Origin of the sequence: Archangium sp. (genome assembly GCF_036277355.1) — a bacterium.
In the GTDB taxonomy this organism is placed as follows: Bacteria; Myxococcota; Myxococcia; order Myxococcales; family Myxococcaceae; genus Archangium.
In genome coordinates this window covers 18,398-34,753 of record NZ_DASUNC010000071.1, presented here as the reverse complement: position 1 = coordinate 34,753, position 16,356 = coordinate 18,398, and the positions used below count along the sequence as shown (strand labels likewise).

Sequence of the window (16,356 nt, the reverse complement as noted above, 5' to 3'; positions counted from 1 at the left end):
CTCAAGGCCGGACTGCTCAGCGCACCTCGAGCAGCCGCACGCGTTTGTAGAGCCGGCGGTCGAGCGGCATCCGAATGTCCGTGAGCTTCATCTCCGCGTCGAACTCGATGCTGAGGGTGGGCACCGGCGGGCTGATGGAGATGATGAGCTCGATCTGCCACAGGCTCACCAGTTGCGTGCGGCCCTGGAGGGCCTCGGGTGGCGGAACGGGGAGGCTCGCGGCGGCGGCACGGATGTCGGCCACCGCCTCCCGGTCTATCTGCATGTCATTGCTGGGCGTGATGAGTTCCACGCTGAGCAGCCGTCCCTCCGTGTCCTGCACCACGCGCACCGTGGCGCGGCGGGTGGCTCGGAACTGCTCCTTCATCTGCCGGCGCAGCGTGCGGCGCGCTTCGAGCGATGGATCTCCCCCAGGCGGTAGCCGGTCGTAGGCCTCCGGCGTGTCGGCGTCGAGCGCCGAGCCCGTGTTCGCGTAGGCCGCGGCCCTGTCCGACCAGACTCGCATCCACTCCGCGGAGTTGCCGCGCGTCTGGTCGAGGAATCCCTTGAGGCCCTTGGCGCTGACGGCGCGCTCGGCATCCCAGTTCTTCAGCAGCGATTTGCCCAGCTCGGAGAAGTAGGGGTGCACGAGCCCCCGGTCCACCTTCCCCCGGCGCACGCCCTCCATCACCATGTCGGCCACCTTCTCCTCCGGCGTGGCGGGAACGGGCACGCCCGCATCCGGTACGTCGACCCCTCGGTCCTGACTCCACGACAGCGAGGGCGAGGGCAGCAGCCGTGAGGCACCCAGGCGTGGACCCTCGGCTCGCGGCGCGTCCGCGCGAGGAATGTCACTCCCGGTAGGTGTCTCGGTGACGGTGGGAGGAGGCTCGGCCGGGGTGGGCGCAGGCTCGGCGGGTGGTTTCGGGGCTTGCGCGACGGCCGGTGGTGGACGGCGGGGCGGCCTCGGTGGTGGAGGGCTCGGTGGGGCGGGCTTCGGAGGCTCCGGAGGCGGGGCCACCTCCACCTCGACGAACTGGAGCGTCGCCGGAGCGGGCGGCAGGGGACGCGGCTCCGCGAGCGGGGAACGCCGGACCTCCATCCACAGCCACACCCCGGCGTGCAGGCCGAGGCTGAGGAGGAGCGCGAGCAACAGTCTGCGGCGGGAGTCCGGCATTCCTGGGCCGATTCAACCACCGCCGACCCCCATTTGGTTAGAGTGTGCGCCTTGGAGGCAACACCATGGGGCGCTCGCTGCTCGCGACGGACGGCTACAAGTTCAGCATGGCGGAGGCTGGCTGGCCGCTTCGCCGGGAGACTTTCTACTACTCGCACCGCAAGGGCGGACAGCAGGTGGTGCCGTTGGATCTCGAGTCCTATGTGCGCAACCTGCTCCCGGAGCCGACCGAGAGCGACTACTCCTACCTCGCCCGCAACAGCTACGAGATGGGTGCCGGTTTCAAGGCCGCCATCCAGCGCAAGGACAAGCTGGTCATCCGCGCCCTGCCCAAGGGGGCTCGCTTCTACTCGCGCGAGCCCGTGTTCACCGTGACGGGGACCTCGGCGCTGGTGTCGTGGCTGGAGCCGCTGCTCCTGCAACTCAACTTCCGCATCCAGATCGCCACCCAGGCGCTGGCCGACCGCGAGGCGCTGGCGAAGGCGCTCGCCGTCCTGTCGTGCGAGGAGGAGAAGCGCATCGCCCTGGAGACGTTGGACGCGGTGGGCGTGAAGCCGGTGCCCATCACCGTGGACTCCGAGGGCTATCACGCGCGCGTGGTGGCGGTGGTGCGCGAGCTGGTGCACGCGGTGCAGGACCCGAGCCGCATCTTCGAGGTGGGCCTGCGCGCGGCCACGTGCATGGAGCAGCATGAGATCGCCCTGCGCGCCTGCAAGGAGGCCGGGGTGATGCGCACCAGCAACGTGTATCTGGCGCGGAAGCTCGGGATGATTCCGGTGGGCACCATGGGCCACGAGCATGTGCAGCGCTACGGCTCGGACGAGGCTGCCTTCCGCGCCATCCGCGAGCGGCGCCCGGAGCGCTCCAGCTACCTGCTGGACACCTACGACACGGTGACCTCGGGCCTGCCCACGGCCTTCCGCCTCGTCCACGAGGATCCCAACGCGGGGGACTCCATCCGCTTCGACTCGGGTGACAAGAAGAAGCAGTACGTGTTCGCGGTGTCCCGGGCCAAGGAGGAGGGCATCAAGCCGGTGTTCATCCTCGAGGACGGGCTGGACGCGCAGGCCACGCGCGAGTTCGAGGAGCTGCGCACCCAGTATGGCTGGGAGTCCTCGAAGCAGTTCTACGGTTACGGCGGCTTCATCGTGGCGCGCACCATGGCGTGCCCGTACACGCGCGACCGGGTGGCGGCGGTGTACAAGCTGTCGCGCACGGGCCACGTGCCCACGATGAAGTTCGGCAACGAGCTGGCCGAGGGCAAGCAGAGCATCCCGGGTGTTCCGGTGGTGTTCCGGCGCCGGAGTGGCTCGGGGCCCATCGGCCTCATCGGACAGGAGGGCGAGCCCGTGCCCGAGGGCTACGAGCTGCTCTCCGGTGCCACGTCCGAGACCGCCGCCTCCATCCCCGCGCCCGGCGAGGGGGAGCAGCGCGTCGCGTACACGGCGGCCACGCAGAAGCTCGTGGAGGAGCTGCGCCACCGTCACTTCCCGCAGGGCCCCGCGCACCATTCTTGAGCTTCCCTGGAGAACGTCATGCCGTTGCCCCTTCCCGAGTTCCATGACGACAAGCGCGTGGGCTCGCTGTACCTGGAGCGTGCCGCCCTGGTGACCGACGAGGCCCGCCGCTACGCGCTCGCCCACCAGGTGAAGCCCGCGCGCGAGGACCGGCTGCGCATCGCCGCCTTCGGCATCGACGTGCAGGTGGCCTTCTGCCAGCCCGAGGCGAGCCTCTTCGTCCCGGGCGCGGTGGAGGACTCGCAGCGCACGCTGCGCTGGCTGTACGCGAACCTGGACCGCATCACCGGGCTGGTGTTCTCCCTGGACACCCACCGTGTCTTCCAGGTGTTCCACCCCGCGTGGTGGCAGGACGCCGAGGGCCGCAATCCCCCGCCGATGACGGTGATTACCTCGGCGGACATCCGCTCGGGGAAGTGGCGGCCCACGCGTTACTCGGAGGAGAGCCTCGCCTACTGCGAGCGCCTGGAGGCCACGGGCAAGTACGTGCTGACGGTGTGGCCGTACCACGCGCTGCTCGGCGGACTGAGCCACGCGCTGCTGCCCGCGATGATGGAGGCGAGCCTCTTCCACTCGGTGGCGCGCGACACGCAGACGCGCTTCGAGGTGAAGGGCGAGGAGCCGCTCACGGAGAACTACTCGGTGCTGTCTCCCGAGGTGACGGAGCTGCCCGGGCGCAAGGTGGGCGAGTTCAACCAGGACCTCTTCGACCACCTGCTGACCTACGACCGCGTGTACGTCTTCGGGCAGGCCAGGTCGCACTGCGTGCTGTCGACGCTGATGGACCTGCGGAAGCACATCGAGGCCACGGACCGCTCGAAGATGGGGCGCATCCACATCCTCGAGGACGCGATGAGCCCCGTGCCCGCGCCTCCGCTGGATCCCCTGCCTCCCGGGCTGGACTTCCCGCGCGTGGCCAACGAGGCGATGCGGGCCTTCCGCGAGGCCGGCATGAAGATTGTCCGGACCACCGACCTGCTGGACGTGTAAGGGGCGCTCCGAATGGGCCACGCTTCCATCGAGAACAAGACGCCGCTCGTGCTGGAGCCGCTGTTCCTCGCAGATGAGGAGATGCGCCCGCTGCTGACGTTGGTGGTGAAGGCCACCTACGTCATCGGCCGGGACGGGCTGACGCTGGCCGAGCAGCAGGTGCCGGTGAACGTGGCCGGCGAGTACTGGGGCGTGCCGGAAGAGTCCAGCTACCGCTACGAGCCCGAGTGCGCCTTCATCAAGCCGGCCACGGACGTGGTGTTGGTGGGCCATGCGCACGCGCCTGCACGGGGTACGACGGAGGTGCTGGCCGGGTTTCAAGTAGGGCCGGTGCGCAGGATGGTGCGGGTGGTGGGGGAGCGGGTGTGGTTCAAGAGCATGGGCAGCATCTCCATGACGAAGCCCCAACCTTTCGAGCGCATGCCCCTGCGCTACGAGCGGGCCTTCGGTGGATGGGACAAGACGGACCCGGACACGGCGAAGCACGGCTTCGAGCCGCGCAACCCGGTGGGAGTGGGCTTCCGCACCAGCGCCCAGCACTTCGAGGAGGGGCTGCGGCTGCCGAACCTGGAAGCCCCCGAGCAACCGTTGCAGCGCTTTGGCCAAGTGATTGCGCCCGCGGGTTTCGGCTTCGTGTCTCCGCATTGGCAGCCACGCGCTTCCCTCGCCGGTACCTACGACGAGGCCTGGAACCAGAAGCGCAAGCCGCTGCTACCGAAGGATTTCAACCGGCGCTACTTCAATGCCGCGTCACCGGGCTCGGTTGCTCCTGGCTTCCTGCAAGGCGGAGAGCCCGTCACGCTCGTCGATGTCTCCTCAATGGGTCGGCTCTCGTTCGCACTGCCGCGTGTGGTGCCGAAGGCCATCGTGGAACTCACGGGAAATGAGGATGTCCATCCGGCGTTGAACCTGGACACTGTCATCCTGGATATGGACGAGCACCGCGCTTTCCTGCTGTGGCGGGGAAGTGTCTCCCTACGGGATGGACCCCATGACGTGCGGAGCGTTGTGCTGACGGCGGAGGGGAGCCTTCCGTGAGCACGGAACTTGGCGAAGGTGCTACACTGGAGGACACTCCGTAGGTGATTGATGGGGGCGTTATGGCGAACACGGTTGGTGTGAACAAGATGTCCGTGGTGACGAAAGACAGTAAGGGCATCACGGTGGTCTTCCCAGATGTATGCAAGACGCCGAGTCCAGGAGGTCCCGTACCCATTCCTTATCCCAACATCGCGAAGTCCTCGGACACCGCCAAAGGTAGCAAGACTGTGCTGGTCGACGGCAATCCCGTTTGTTTGAAGGACTCCTGCTTCAGTACCAGTACTGGTGATGAAGCAGGTAATGCTGGTGGCGGCGTTGCTTCTAGCAAGACCAAAGGCAAAGCCGAGTTTGTCAACTACTCTGTCGATGTGAAGTTCGAGGGTAAGAATGTTGCGCGGGCGCTCGACCCGATGCTTCACAACGATAAGAATACTCCACCTTCGCCGCTCATTCAGGGACCAGTCGTCGCCATTGGGACGCCACCAGGGAAGCCGGTTTGTTTGAACTGTGAGAAAGAGTTTTAACCGGCAAAATAGCACAGTGGCCATTCCTGCTTGATGGGCTTGGTGCCTTCGTAAATGGGTTGTTGTTTTCGCGTGGGGTTGTGCGCCAAACCGTACTCAAGCCCAGGTCGGGGAACCTCATGAGATGGGACATTATCGAAGAGCACTTGGATGAGGCTGCGTTCCTCTGGGGACGGCGGGAGTCGAGTTGGTCCGCATCCGATTATGCTCTACCTGAGGTGGCTGAACTTGAGGCACGTCTTTGTGCCCATGTGGATGCGTTGGTGCTGGCGGGGACTCCAGCAGCACAGCGCGTGCTACGAAATGCCTTGTTGGATGAGGAGGCGCAGCGTGTCGCAGTGGCTGCGCTCGCGCTCTTGGGTCAGGGATCCAGTGGGCTATCCATGGTACTGGAGCATCTCCGGAAGGGAGGGCCTGCCCAACGGCTTGGAGTCGCCAGTGCCTTGTTTGCCTGCGAGGATAGTGGCTTGGTGCTACAGCTGTTGCCATGTCTGGGGGATGACGAGCCAGAACTGCGGGTACTCGTGCTTGGGTTGCTCGGACACTGGCGTACCTCCCCAGGCCCTGTTCTCCAGCAGTTCCTCGTTTCCAGTGAGCCGCAGGTACAGGCTGCTGCCTTCCAACTGGCGGCACAGGTACCGGCACCTATAGCCCTTGAGACCCTCAAGCATGGGCTGGCTTCCCGTGTTCCTGGTGTACGGAATGCCGCCATCCAAACGGGATTGGTCCTCGGTTACAAAGAGGCATGGGCTGCCTGTCTGGCTGTGGTTGGGGCTCGTGCTCCGGCCTCGCAGCTTCCCATGCTGCTGGTAGCCATGGGGGGCGGTGTCAAGGAGCAGGAGCTGCTTCTCGATGCGCTGTCCATACCCGCTTTGCGGCGCGATGCCCTGTGGGCGTTGGGGTTCAGCGGACGGGTACAGGCTGCGGACGCTTGTCTAACGATGATGCGTAACGAGGATTCTCTCCTCGCACGTCTGGCGGGTGAGGCCTTCAGCTCCATAACCGGGCTGGAACTCAAGAATGGATATGTCGCCAGGGAGTCACCTGAGGAGGAATCGCTGCCCCCGCTGGAGGAGGAAGATCTCGACGCCAATCTCACGCCTGTACCAGAGCAGGCGCTGCCTTTGCCCTCTCCCGATGCAGTGGAGCAGTGGTGGGCACATGCTCGTGGATCGTTCGAACTGAAGGGGCGTTACCTAAGAGGCCGGCCTTTCTCTTGGCGCATGTTGCTGGAGCAACTTGAGCATGGCCCCATGCGCAGGCGTCCGGTGCATGCCCTCGAACTGCTCATCCGGAGTCGGGGTGAGCATCGGATATCGCTCGGAGCTTTCGCTGAACTGCAGCAGCGCGAGTTGTCACGTGCACATAGACCAGAAGAGGTGATGTGCCCGTCTTTCGAACGCCTGCCCATGAGGCAGTGGACTCCTGCGCCAGCAAGTGTGCTGGGTGCTCATGTGGCCACCCGTGTGTCCTCCGCGCAGGGCAGGCGCTCGGTCTCGCTAGGCGCACGGGCGCTAGTTGTTCGCGGGCTGGGCATGGTCTCGCCGCTTGGTGAGGACGTGGTCATGAGTTGTGCGGCTAGCAGGGCGGGCATTCCGTGCATCGCAGCGCTCGATGCCCTTGATGTATGGGATCCGGACGGCGAGCGGATGCAGCCGGCCGCTGGTTGCTACATTCCGGGGCTCGCCGAGGGGTTCACGGGATTCGGGCGCCTAGCACGTTTGGGCGCTGCGGGTTTGAAGGATTTGCTGGGTCGCACCCAGGTACCCGACTGGAGGCGGACAGGCCTGTTCCTGGTCCTGCCCGATGGTCAGCACTTGTTGGACCACGAGGAGGCGCTGCGGAGGGATGCAGAGATCGAGGGCGTGGAACCGGAGTCGTTGCCCGGAGAACTTGTCAGCACGCTGCGGCGAAGCTGCGGGCAGAGTCTGCTGTTGACCCTGGCCAAGCATGTCGAACCCTCTCTCTCCCAAGCTCACCTGCGGCTCTTCTGGCAGGGCCGGGCTGGCTTCGCCTTGGCTTTGGAGGAGGCCAACGATGCGCTGGAGTGTGGCAAACTGGATCGTTGCATCATTGGAGGGATTGATAGCTTGGTGGATAGACCCGTGTTGGAGGCGCTCAAGCACCTCAATCGCTTGAAAGCGCCCAGCCAGCCGGTCGGAGTTGTCCCGGGCGAGTGTGCAGCTTTCGTGCTCGTGGACAAGGGTCGTGCGTCAGCCACGCGCGATGGGAATGTGCTCTGCATCATCGACGGGCTGAGTTTTTCCAGGGGAGAGGGAGAGCGGGGCGCCAGTTCGGTGTCCGAAGCCGGATGTGCGCTAGGGCAGACCCTCGCCTTAACGCTTGGGGGTGGCTCGGCGGAGGGGATTCAGGTGGCGCTCCTCTCTGGCTGTATCAATGGTGATGAGCGGACGGCCTACACGTGGGGCCACGCGCTCCCATGGCTGCGTGCCCGCGGCTTGTTGGACGCTCCATTCGAGTGGCACCCGGCGCTTTCCTTTGGAGAGATTGGAGCGGCGACTGGTCCGGCAGCCCTCTGCCTGGTTGCGCATGCTTTCGGACGGGGTGTTGCGCCTCACGGCAACGGCTTGGTTTGGCTGCTGGACGAATCTGGTGCACGGGGTTCGTTCCTGCTGCGACCGCCGGGAGGGTGAATGATTCAGGCCTTGTAATCCCTTGTGAGATACGTTGCCACGGGAGGATGTGATGTCTGATGAAGAACATCTCGATATCGAGAAACTACGACCCCGCAGAGGCTGGTTCCGGAAGGTAGAGGAGGGCATGCCGGAGCCCAAAAAATACGCTAAGTCTTGCAAGGCAGGGAAGGATGGCTATCTGGGGCCGCACTCTGGCGCACACCATTTGTTGCCTCAGACTTCGTTCTTCATGTCCATCGAGGGACATCCGAATAGAGAATATATCGAAAATGTGATGGAAGTTATTCCGTATCACATCAATCGCCAGTCGAACATGCTCGGGTTGCCCACCTTCTCTGTTTACGATTTGCACTACCAGAAGCAGCACACACTGGATGAGAATCAGCATTCCTCAGGTGTGGCCAAAGGCTATGTAGCCACTTTCAATAGCTACAAGGAGGAATGGCGCAAGCGCTGGCTACAGAAACTGACCTCTGGTTTGGCGAATATGAGCCCCGAACATCTGGCAATCCACTTGCCTGTGTCCTTCGGACACATCGAATACAACTATATGGTGGCTGATGAGTTGAGGCGTAGAGTCTGGCGGGTGCTGGATAGCGAGAAAGACAAGCACAAAATAAAGAAGGAGAGTTTCGACGCTATCCAGAGTGCTCTGACGGAACTCGAAAGCAAATTTCGCAAGCATCTGAAGGACAGAGCGACCAGTCTCCAGCAGTGGGACAAGCGCAACGACTCCGCCGAAACCGACTGGTACGAACCCTATACCATGGCAGACACCAACGATCCGCTGAGGGGCTGAGAAGTCAAGAGGATGAAAATGGGATATATGATTGGAATGCCCAAAGTAGGGCGAGGCGCGTGCCGCGTAGGGGTGCTGCTGGGGGTCGAGCGGACTTATGAATTGCTCGACGGGATATCTCGCGTGAACGGCTTCCCATTGGATGCACGCTTGCGTATGAGCGATGAGTTCCCCAGCGACATCAAGACAGAGGACTTTATCAAGAACATGGACGGTCTGCTGGTTGTTTCAGCACGGGCTCGAGAGATCTTGGAGGGGCAGTCGCTGAAGAATAACGAGTTCCTGCCCGTGAGCATCATCAACCACAAGGATAGGAAGGAGAAGGGACCGTTCTTCATACTTCATCAAGTTTTGCTCCAGGACTGTGTTGATTCAGGAAAGACCGTGGCGAAGGAGAACCCCATCAACCCTGAGCTTTTCATAAGTGTCAGCAAACTGGGTCTGGACGAGCAGCGGATTGATCCTGAGGTGGGTCTCTTTCGCATGAGGCGCATCCCAGACTACCCCGTCTTCAGGGACGACTTGGTAGGCAAGATCAAGGCCGCAGGTCTGACAGGGCTCAAGTTCATCCAGCCAGATGCTTTCTCGGATTGAGCCGAAAGGAGTGCTCGTGTCCCTAGAGGAATTGAAAGGAAGCATCGTGTTGTACTTGGACGGGCTTGCCAGGACTGCCGCACAGCAGCGCCAAGCCTCAGCCATCGGCAAGGTCTACTATGACTTGGCAAGGCATCACCGTGCCTTTGGCATCTGCGTCTTGCTGACAGACGTAAATGTGGATGGTTTCTTCCACGGGCTCATTCAGTCTGCGCTTACCTGGAAGTTCTTTTTGGAACGCTGCCAGTTGGAAGGGGTTAGTGACTCGTCTTACCGCCGCGTAAGCCTGAGCGCCCCCTTTCTCGATGCAGTAGCGGCTGGCCAGTGGAAACTAGCCAAGCAGATTGCAGCGCTTTCTGCCGATGCTTGGCGCCAAGGGGAGGAGTACGAGGACGACTTCGCGTATGCGCGCTTCCTGCACAGGTTGCTCGATTTTGAACAGGCTGAGCGAGCTGTGGCCCAGCATTTGTTGGATCAGTTCGAGCGTGCGCTTGAGGGCGGTTCAGATGTCCGCTTGGAGCTGGCCCGGGCTTTGTTGGACAAAAACCAGGATGCCTTTGAGTCCGCATTCGAAGGCTTGTTGGATGACCATGAGCACAAAATGAAGAGGATTGCGGATCCGCAGCGGGACTCGGTGCTGGCGCGTGAGTACACCTTCGAGCCAAATCGCCATATCATGGTCGAGGGACTGGCGATCCTGCAAGTGGCCGAGGTGCTGGGGCTGAAGTTGGAGTCCGAATACAAGTTCTGTCCGGGTTTCGTGCGGCGCACGCAGTACGCGCCGTTCGCCCCCCTGACCTTCCCGGGTGCAAAGCTAGAGGACTAAATGGCAACACTTGCTCCAATAAGGGCCGCGTCATACCTGCTCGCAATCCAATGTGCTCTTGTCTGTTGAGCTGTATCGAGCTACTCATAATGCGCTGGGGGGCCGATGAGGTGGGACTTGGAGGACAGACTCGTCCTTGCTCTTAATGACGACCCGCTTGCCGTCAACGTGGGTCGTTGAATCCGTTGCTATCGGGGCTGGAGCGCAGCGCGCTCTTCGTCTTGTTGTCGGGCAGCGAGGTGGGAACCGGATTCTGGCAGTTGTAGACGCTACGGGTGACGATGGGCCCGGTCGGGGTTGCCCTTGAGTGGTTCCACCGCCATCTCATGCCCGATTCGAGGGCATCACCGTGGCGCGGATGCGCTGACGAGCCGACCCCTTGCATCCCAGCGCACTACGCGCGACATGATGCTGTTGAAGAATCGTGCCGTCCCATTTCCGAGCTGGACCGTCAGCAGCGCCTCCTGATTCAGCTGGGTCTTCTCGTCTACGCCTCTCGTCGGGTGGTGGCGCCGGGAGGACGTCGAGTCGTGCTGGGGGAGGGTCTCCTTGGCGTCAACACCCACGACGGCTAGTTCTCTCACGGCATGGGGACCTACCTAGAATTCGAACTCAGCCTTGTTGGGCTGGAGCTCAGCGGTTGCAATCACGTGAGTCCCCCCATCCCGGGTATGCGGCAATCACTCCGGGTGTAATGCAGGGAACGTCCTGGGAGAGAATCCGAGGCTCAAGAATGTTCAAGCCGCTGCTCAGAGGCTGAACTCGGCGAAGGGCCGCCGGCACGCGGGCCCCACCGCGATCCACATCGTGCGGCGCGCCGGTGCCATCACCACCGTGGCCGCCGTCTCGCGCGGCATGGCCCCGGGGGCGGGCTGCGTGTCGTGCAGGCAGATGCGGCCCTCGGGCGTGCCGTGGTCCGTGAGCATCTGCTTCACCGTCTCGGGCGTGTGTTGGCCGTGTCCGGCGGCCACGAGCTTAGCGATGCGCTCCCGGCGCCCGAAGGTGCAGGGGACGTAGCGGTGGGTGACGTCCCGCTCCCGGAAGCGCTCGGACTGGTAGTGGTTGGCGTGGACGAGCACTCCTCGCTCCGGCCGCAGCAGGACGTGATCGTCGTACGTGCTCTCGATTCCCACCACGTGCCCCTGCGCGTCCGCCAGGTGGTAGTAGCCGAAGCCCCTCGCCGCCGTGACGAGCACCTCCAGCGCCGCGGACAGGCTCGGCTGGCGCATTGCCTTGGGGACGTACACGGACAGCGGCACCAGCGAGGCACAGGGCCGCGGCTCCACCAGCGTGAGGTTGGCGCAGTTGCCCACCCCGTCACTGTTGAGGTGGTAGTACGGCGAGCCGTCCAGGCACAGTGAGAGCTGCTCTCGTCCGTCCGCGTGGCGGATGCGGAGCAGGTCCATCCGCGCTCCCGGGTTCCAGTCGATTGTCTGTCCGAGCAGCGCCTGGCCATCCTTCGTGGCCTCGCCGGTGAGGGCCATGGACGTGCACATGCCGCCGATCTGCGCGTAATTGATCGCCAGTTCCAGCATGCAGTGCAGTGCGAAGGTCTCTCCGTAGGGGAGGCCAGTGCCCTCGGCCTGTCCCCGGATGAGCTCGAGCGCCTCCGGGTCGAAGGCGCGTACGTTGGTCTCCAGCTTCAGCGCCGTGCGCACCACGTCCTCCCGCGAGGCCGCGAGGGGGCTCATGGACAGGGTGAGGAAGAGGTTGTCCGCCGAGGCGCGCAGGCTCTCGCGGCATGCCTCTCCCCACTGTTGGCCTATCTGTCGCGGCGTCCCACGGCACTCGATGACCCGAAGCGTCTGCGTCGTCATGGGGCGCAAGGTACGCCGTGGGGCCGGGCCTCGCTTGAACGGATGCGACACGTGTTGCCTCGCTCGAAGACCCTCACCCCAGCCCTCTCCCAGAGGGAGAGGGAGTCCGGAAGTCGCTCGGCGTCCGGCCCGTCAGCTCCCGGAAGTCCCTCGTCATGTGCGCGTGGTCGGCGTAGCCGATCCGGTACGCCACCTCGGACAGCGAGCGGGTGGGGTGCTCACGCAGCTCGGACAGGGCCTCCTGGAGCCGCACGATGCGCGTGTATGTCCTCGGTGAGAAGCCCACGCGCTCCTTGAAGGCCCTCTGCAACGTGCGCGTGCTCAGGTGGAGCGCGTCCGCCAGGGCGCCCGGGCGCAGCGGCTCCGGCCGGGCGAGCAGGTGGCGCAGTGCCCGGTCGAAGCTGTCTCCGGGCGGGTAGGGCGTCCGGCTCAACAGCGGAGTGAGCGCCTCGCGCATCCGCTCCGGTGAGCCCGCGGCCAGCAGCCGTTCTCCGAGCGCGTCCACGGAGAGGCCCGCCACCTCGCGCAGCTCCACGGACTCGTTGACCAGCTCCGAGGGACTGGCATCCACGAGCCCGGGCATCGCCCCCGGGCGAAAGTGCACCACCAGGTAGCCATGGCCCGCGCGCGAGCGGACGTGGATGCTGCGCGTCAGTGGCCCGTAGAGCACGGCCCGGCAACGCTCGTCCGACAGCTCGAGGAGCAGGTCCACGTTGGCGTCGGGCACCACCTCGTGCACGTGGGTGACGGAGGCCTCCGGCGGCACCCACATCAGGAACTCCACCCGCTCCTCCAGCGAGGCGGGGGCGGGCATCCAATGCGTCCACGGAGACGGCGGCGTCGTGGCGGGCATAGCCGGAATATAGTCCCGGGCCCGGCCCATGACCTCCCTGGACAAGAAGACCCGAGGACGCACCTCACACGGGCGCCTGCGCGCACTCGACGAGTACCTGGTCCACCACGAGCGCGAGCTGCTCCTCCGGACCGAGGGCCCCTGGGCCCGGGCCGCCTTCGTGGACGTCGGTTTCGGCGAGCACCCGTGGACCACCCTCGAGAGCGCCGAGGTCTTCCGCGAGCTCCACCCGGGGCTTCCCGTCGTGGGCGTGGAGCTGGAGGACTCCCGCGTGGAGGCCGCCCAGGTCCATGCCGATGCGCTCACCGGCTTCCGGCAGGGTGGCTTCGAGCTGCCCCTGCACCCGGGAGAGAGCGTCCGCCTCATCCGCGCCATGAACCTGTTGCGCGGCTACCGCCCCGAGGATGTGCCCGGCATCCACCAGACGTTGGGTGGGGCGCTGCTCGAAGGAGGGCTGCTCGTCGAGGGCAGCACGGACACACCCGGGGCCGTGCTGGTGGCGCACCTGCTGCGGCGCATCCCCGAGGGGCTCGCGCGCGAGGCCCTGCTGTTCCACACCGACTTCAGCCGCGGCTTCGCGCCCGTGCTCTTCCGCGATTGGATGCCCCGGGACTTCCGCCGCCGGGTGAAGCCCGGAGAGCCCATCCACACCTTCTTCGCCGACTGGACGGCCGCGTGGCAGGACGCGCGCGAGGCGGGCCACACCGCGCCCCCCGACGCCTTCCGGCACTCCGTCCTCCGGCTGGTTTCTCGGGTTCAGGGAATTGTCACGGACGCATGGCTGCTCGAGCGCGGTTATCTGCTCTGGAAGCCACCGGGCGGCGTCTTCCCATGACTCCGAGCAGGGCCCATCGTCTCCGGCGCGAATGCCGGTAGAATTCCTGGTTGTCCGGCGAGGAAGTCCCTCTTAAATGCCCCCCACCGTGGCCTCGAATCGCTCCGTCCTCTGGTTGCTGCTCGCAGTCCTCTCCCTTTCCTCCGTGCGCGCGTGGGCCCAGGCCTATGACGGCGCACGCCGGGAGGAGGTGGACGCCGGTGTCCATACTCCGGTGCTGACGAAGGCACCCGAGCTCATTCAAACCGTGGAAGCCGTCTACCCCGCCGAGGCCGCCGCGGCCGGGAAGACGGCCGCCGTGGAGATGCTCGTCACCATCGACGAGAAGGGCCAGGTGTCCGACGCGCAGGTGGTGACGCCCGTGGGCGATGGCTTCGACGAGGCGGCGCTCGCGGCGGTGCGGCAGTTCCAGTTCTCACCGGCCGAGGTAGACGGAGCGCCGGCCCCCATTCAAATCCAGTACGTCTACAACTTCGTCCTCCAGCCGCCGAAGGTGGACGAGTCCGCTCCGCCGCCACCCCCGCCCGAGGCCACCCTCACCGGACAGCTCCTGGCGCGTGGCAGCCGCTCGCGCGTGGGCGGTGCCACCGTGCGCTGTGGAGACGACCCCGAGGCCCCCGAGGCGCTCTCGGACGAGGACGGCCGCTTCACCCTCAAGGTGACGCCCGGCACCTGTGACGTGCGCGTGGTGGCCAATGACTTCCACCTCTTCACCACCAAGGAGGAGCTCGCCCCCAACGAGACGACGGAGGTCATCTTCTACCTGATGCCCAAGGCCCCGGGTTACGAGACGGTGGTGCGCGGCGCGCGCGAGAAGAAGGAAGTGGTGCGCCGCACCCTCGAGCGTCAGGAGTTGCAGAAGGTGCCGGGCTCCTTCGGCGACCCCATCCGCGTGCTGCAGAACCTGCCCGGCGTGGCGCGGGCGCCCTTCATCTCCGGCCAGCTCATCGTGCGCGGCGCGGCGCCGGACCAGACGCTCACCTTCTTCGACGGCGTGGAGGTGCCGCTCCTCTACCACCTGGGCGGTGGACCCTCGGTGCTCAACGCCGAGTTCATCGACCGCGTGGACTTCTACCCGGGTGGCTTCGGGGCCCGCTACGGCCGGGCCGTGGGCGGCGCGGTGGACGTGGCCACGCGCAAGGGCTCCACCGATACGCTGCATGGCTCGGCGAAGGTGGACCTGCTGGACTCGGGCTTCTTCCTCGAGGCCCCCGTCACCGAGGGCATCTCCGTGGCCGGTGCCGCGCGCCGCTCGTACGTGGACGTGCTCCTGCCGGCGGTCCTCCCCGAGGATCCCCAGGGGGGCACCCTGCTCGTGCTGCCGCGTTACTGGGACTACCAGGTGCGCGTGGACTTCGGCGCGAAGCGGGGCAGCGAGCCCGGGACTGGCGGACGCCACTCCGGGTACATCATGGCCTTCGGCTCGGATGACCTGCTCAACGTGGTGGCCTCGGGCGGCGGACGCAACCGCGATATCACCGTGGACGCGCGCACGCTCTTCCACCGCATCAAGGGTGACTGGACGTACCGCAACGGCCGCTTCACCTCCGTCTTCACCCCCTACGCCGGCTACGACCTGGCCAGCTTCGGCTTCGGCGAGACGAAGCTGGATGCGAACGTCTGGTCGCTCGGCGCGCGCCAGGACCTGGCCCTGGAGGTGCTGCCCTGGCTCACCGCGCGCGGTGGCGCGGACGTGAAGTTCGAGCACCTGGTGGGCGAGGGGAAGGTTCCGTTCATCGGCGGCATCCAGTACCCGTCCTTCCCCGGCGCCGAGCCCAAGGTGGAGCTGCAGGACATCCGGCGCGTGGCCAACACCTTCGACGGCGCGCTCTACGCCGAGGTGGATCTGAAGGCCGGGCCCGTGACGGTGACGCCCGGTCTGCGCGCCTCGTATGCCCGCATCTACGGGCAGGATCGCTTCGCCTATGACCCTCGGCTCTGGGTGCGCGTGCAGCCCACGGAGAAGACGGCCTTCAAGGGCAGCCTCGGCCTCTACAGCCAGCCGCCGGAGGCCTTCAACCTGGAGCCGGCGCCGCTGGGCAACCCGGCCCTCACCCACGAGCGCTCCTTCCAGACGAGCGCGGGCGTGGAGCAGCAGCTCACCGACGCCATCAGCGTGGACGTCACCGGCTACTTCAACCGGCGCTATGACCTGGTCGTCTCCCCGGGCGATACGGTGCGCAACGAGGACGGCACGCTCACGCGCTACCAGTACTCCAACCGCGGCCTGGGGCGCGCCTACGGCATGGAGATCATGGTGCGGCACGCGGTGACGCGCGACTTCTTCGGCTGGCTGGCCTACACCCTCAACCGCTCCGAGCAGCGGCGCGTGGGCAGCAATGACTACCGCCTGACCACGTTCGATCAGACGCACATCCTCACCGCGGTGGCCAGCTACCGGTTGCCCCATGGCTTCGAACTGGGCGCGCGCATGCGCTACGTCACCGGCCGGCCCACCACGCCGCTGCAGCACACGTTCGACCGCTACGACGTGGACCGCAACAACTTCACCGGCACCTTCGGCCCGTCCAACTCCACCCGCTTCCAGCCCTTCCACCAGTTGGATCTCCGGCTGGACAAGAACTGGATCTTCCAGAGCTGGACGCTCAACGCCTACATCGACGTGCAGAACGTCTACAACGCCTCCAACGTGGAGGCGACCTTCTACGACTACCGCTACCGCGACCAGTTCGAGGTGCCCGGCATCCCGATCCTCCCGGTCGTCGGCGTCAAGGGGAGCTTCTGAG

General features: G+C 65.3%; 13 protein-coding genes. 10 read left to right on the top strand and 3 right to left on the bottom strand.

Annotated features, from left to right (window positions below; all coding sequences use genetic code 11):
• Positions 1 to 16: 16 nt before the first annotated feature.
• The gene (locus VFZ09_RS18805) at positions 17 to 1,156 is read right to left on the bottom strand and encodes a TonB C-terminal domain-containing protein (RefSeq protein ID WP_329728980.1); all 1,140 of its coding nucleotides are present in this window, start codon (positions 1,154 to 1,156) and stop codon (positions 17 to 19) included.
• A gap of 65 nt (positions 1,157 to 1,221) precedes the next feature.
• On the opposite strand from VFZ09_RS18805, the gene VFZ09_RS18800 reads away from it, so the two are divergent.
• The 8 genes from VFZ09_RS18800 (at position 1,222) to VFZ09_RS18765 (ending at position 10,104) form a co-directional block, all read left to right on the top strand.
• Complete coding sequence (locus tag VFZ09_RS18800; protein WP_329728979.1) at positions 1,222 to 2,673, top strand: nicotinate phosphoribosyltransferase; 1,452 nt, start codon at positions 1,222 to 1,224, stop codon at positions 2,671 to 2,673.
• Positions 2,674 to 2,691: 18 nt separating this feature from the next.
• Positions 2,692 to 3,663: a nicotinamidase gene (locus VFZ09_RS18795; protein ID WP_329728978.1), complete on the top strand. Its 972-nt coding sequence runs from the start codon at positions 2,692 to 2,694 to the stop codon at positions 3,661 to 3,663.
• Positions 3,664 to 3,675: 12 nt separating this feature from the next.
• On the top strand, positions 3,676 to 4,701 hold the full coding sequence (locus VFZ09_RS18790; protein WP_329728977.1) for a DUF2169 domain-containing protein: 1,026 nt from the start codon (positions 3,676 to 3,678) through the stop codon (positions 4,699 to 4,701).
• Positions 4,702 to 4,763: 62 nt separating this feature from the next.
• Positions 4,764 to 5,228, top strand: a complete 465-nt coding sequence (locus VFZ09_RS18785) for a DUF4150 domain-containing protein (protein ID WP_329729010.1) — start codon at positions 4,764 to 4,766, stop codon at positions 5,226 to 5,228.
• A gap of 119 nt (positions 5,229 to 5,347) precedes the next feature.
• A complete protein-coding gene (locus tag VFZ09_RS18780) occupies positions 5,348 to 7,882 on the top strand; it encodes a TIGR02270 family protein (protein WP_329728976.1) in 2,535 nt (844 codons plus the stop codon).
• Between the two features lie 52 nt (positions 7,883 to 7,934).
• Positions 7,935 to 8,684 (top strand): hypothetical protein, encoded by a 750-nt coding sequence (locus VFZ09_RS18775; RefSeq protein ID WP_329728975.1) that lies wholly within the window; start codon positions 7,935 to 7,937, stop codon positions 8,682 to 8,684.
• Positions 8,685 to 8,840: 156 nt separating this feature from the next.
• Positions 8,841 to 9,278, top strand: coding sequence for an imm11 family protein (locus tag VFZ09_RS18770; protein WP_329728974.1), 438 nt, complete (start codon positions 8,841 to 8,843; stop codon positions 9,276 to 9,278).
• Positions 9,279 to 9,294: 16 nt separating this feature from the next.
• Complete coding sequence (locus tag VFZ09_RS18765; protein ID WP_329728973.1) at positions 9,295 to 10,104, top strand: Imm49 family immunity protein; 810 nt, start codon at positions 9,295 to 9,297, stop codon at positions 10,102 to 10,104.
• 749 nt (positions 10,105 to 10,853) lie between these two features.
• Here VFZ09_RS18765 and VFZ09_RS18760 read toward each other — a convergent pair.
• Positions 10,854 to 11,921, bottom strand: a complete 1,068-nt coding sequence (locus VFZ09_RS18760; protein ID WP_329728972.1) for a C45 family peptidase — start codon at positions 11,919 to 11,921, stop codon at positions 10,854 to 10,856.
• A 73-nt stretch (positions 11,922 to 11,994) separates the two neighbouring features.
• The gene (locus tag VFZ09_RS18755) at positions 11,995 to 12,735 is read right to left on the bottom strand and encodes a helix-turn-helix domain-containing protein (RefSeq protein ID WP_329728971.1); all 741 of its coding nucleotides are present in this window, start codon (positions 12,733 to 12,735) and stop codon (positions 11,995 to 11,997) included.
• 67 nt (positions 12,736 to 12,802) lie between these two features.
• On the opposite strand from VFZ09_RS18755, the gene VFZ09_RS18750 reads away from it, so the two are divergent.
• Together VFZ09_RS18750 and VFZ09_RS18745 are read left to right on the top strand one after the other, a co-directional pair.
• Positions 12,803 to 13,609 (top strand): methylase, encoded by an 807-nt coding sequence (locus VFZ09_RS18750; RefSeq protein WP_329728970.1) that lies wholly within the window; start codon positions 12,803 to 12,805, stop codon positions 13,607 to 13,609.
• A gap of 76 nt (positions 13,610 to 13,685) precedes the next feature.
• Entirely contained in the window at positions 13,686 to 16,355 is a 2,670-nt protein-coding gene (locus tag VFZ09_RS18745; RefSeq protein ID WP_329728969.1) for a TonB family protein, read from the top strand.
• Position 16,356 lies beyond the last annotated feature (1 nt).